This is a genomic window from Janthinobacterium sp. BHSEK (assembly GCF_056174685.1).
This window is the reverse complement of sequence record NZ_JBWBYV010000143.1, coordinates 1-1449: the sequence shown is the minus strand read 5'-3', so window position 1 is coordinate 1449 and position 1449 is coordinate 1. Positions and strand designations below refer to the sequence as shown.

At 69.5% G+C, this 1449-nt stretch carries 2 protein-coding genes and 1 pseudogene; all 3 read left to right on the top strand.

The window, feature by feature from the left end; all coding sequences use genetic code 11:
* Positions 1–357 (top strand): annotated as a pseudogene (locus AC0V2Y_RS27590) (phage baseplate assembly protein V); the annotation flags it as partial.
* The gene (locus AC0V2Y_RS27585) at positions 354–698 is read left to right on the top strand and encodes a GPW/gp25 family protein (RefSeq protein ID WP_475417966.1); all 345 of its coding nucleotides are present in this window, start codon (positions 354–356) and stop codon (positions 696–698) included. The pseudogene AC0V2Y_RS27590 and the gene AC0V2Y_RS27585, both read left to right, overlap by 4 nt.
* On the top strand, positions 695–1449 hold a 755-nt coding region (locus tag AC0V2Y_RS27580), incomplete at its 3' end, for a baseplate J/gp47 family protein (RefSeq protein ID WP_475417967.1). The genes AC0V2Y_RS27585 and AC0V2Y_RS27580, both read left to right, overlap by 4 nt.

Below are 1449 nucleotides of genomic sequence, written 5' to 3'. Positions count from 1 at the left end.
GACGGCGCCGTGGTGCAGTACGATCATGCGGCCCATGCCCTGACGGCCCTACTCCCCGGCGGCACGGCTACCATCACCGCCGACAAGGTCACGTCGAACGCGCCCAGCACCATCTGCACGGGCGACCTGACCGTCATGAAAAACCTGATCGTCATGCAATCGGCCACCGTCAACGGCGCCACCGCGCTGAACGGCGGCGTGAACGCCAAGGCCGGCGCCGCTGGCGGCGTGGCCATGACCGTGCAAGGGACAATCAAGGCCAGCGACGACGTGCTGGCCGGCGCCATCAGTCTGGCCAAGCATCCGCACGGCGGCGTCAAAGCCGGCGGCGACCGGTCGGGCGGGCCGCAAGCATGATGGGCATGCACGCCGCCACCGGGCGCAACCTGACGGGCCTGGACCACCTGCGCCAGTCGGTCACCGACATTCTCACCACGCCCATCGGTTCGCGCATCCGGCGCCGCCGCTATGGTTCCGAGGTGCCCGAGCTGATCGACCAGCCCCTGAACAGCGCCACGCAGTTGCGCATCTACGCCGCCACCGCCTTTGCCCTGCGCCGCTGGGAGCCGCGCCTGCAGCTCGCCAGCGTGCAGCTCACGCGCGACACGGACGGCGCCATCGCCCTGCTGCTCGATGGCACGGCGAATGGCCAGGGCATCACGATGGCCGTGCCCGTCAAGCAAGGCGGCGGCGTATGAGCACGCCCATCGACCTGACCCAGTTGCCGGCCCCCAGCATGGTCGAGGTGCTGGACTTCGAAGCCATCCTCGCCACGCGCAAAGCCCACCTGGTGAGCCTGCTGCCGGAATCCGAGCGCGCGGCCGTCACGGCCCTGCTGGAGCTTGAATCGGAACCGGCCACCAAGCTGCTGGAAGAGAACGCGTATCAGGAAACCATCCTGCGCAACCGCGTCAACGACGCCGGCAAGGCCGTTATGCTGGCGTTTGCCCTCGACGGCGACCTGGACCAGCTGGGCGCCAACGTCAACGTGGCGCGCCTGGTCATCACGCCGGCCAATCCGAACGCCCTGCCGCCCGTGGCCGCCGTCATGGAAGACAACGACGCCTACCGCCTGCGCATTCAGGAAGCGCCGGATGGCCTGTCCGTGGCCGGCCCGAAGGCGTCGTATGAATTCCATGCCCGCAGCAGCGACGGGCGCGTCAAGGACGCGAGCGCCACCAGTCCCGCGCCGGCCAGCGTGACCGTCACGGTGTTGGCCAACAATGACACCGGCATCGCCGACGCCGCGCTGCTGGCCACCGTGGCGCGCGCACTCAACGCCGAAGAAGTGCGCCCCCTGGGCGACCGCCTGACGGTGCAACCTGCCCAGGTCATCGACTACCAGATCGAGGCCACCTTGTTTATCGGCGTCGGCCCGGAAGTGCCGATTCTGCTGGACGCGGCGCGCGCCAACGCCGTGCGCGTGTCCCAGCCGCGCCGCCCGCTGGG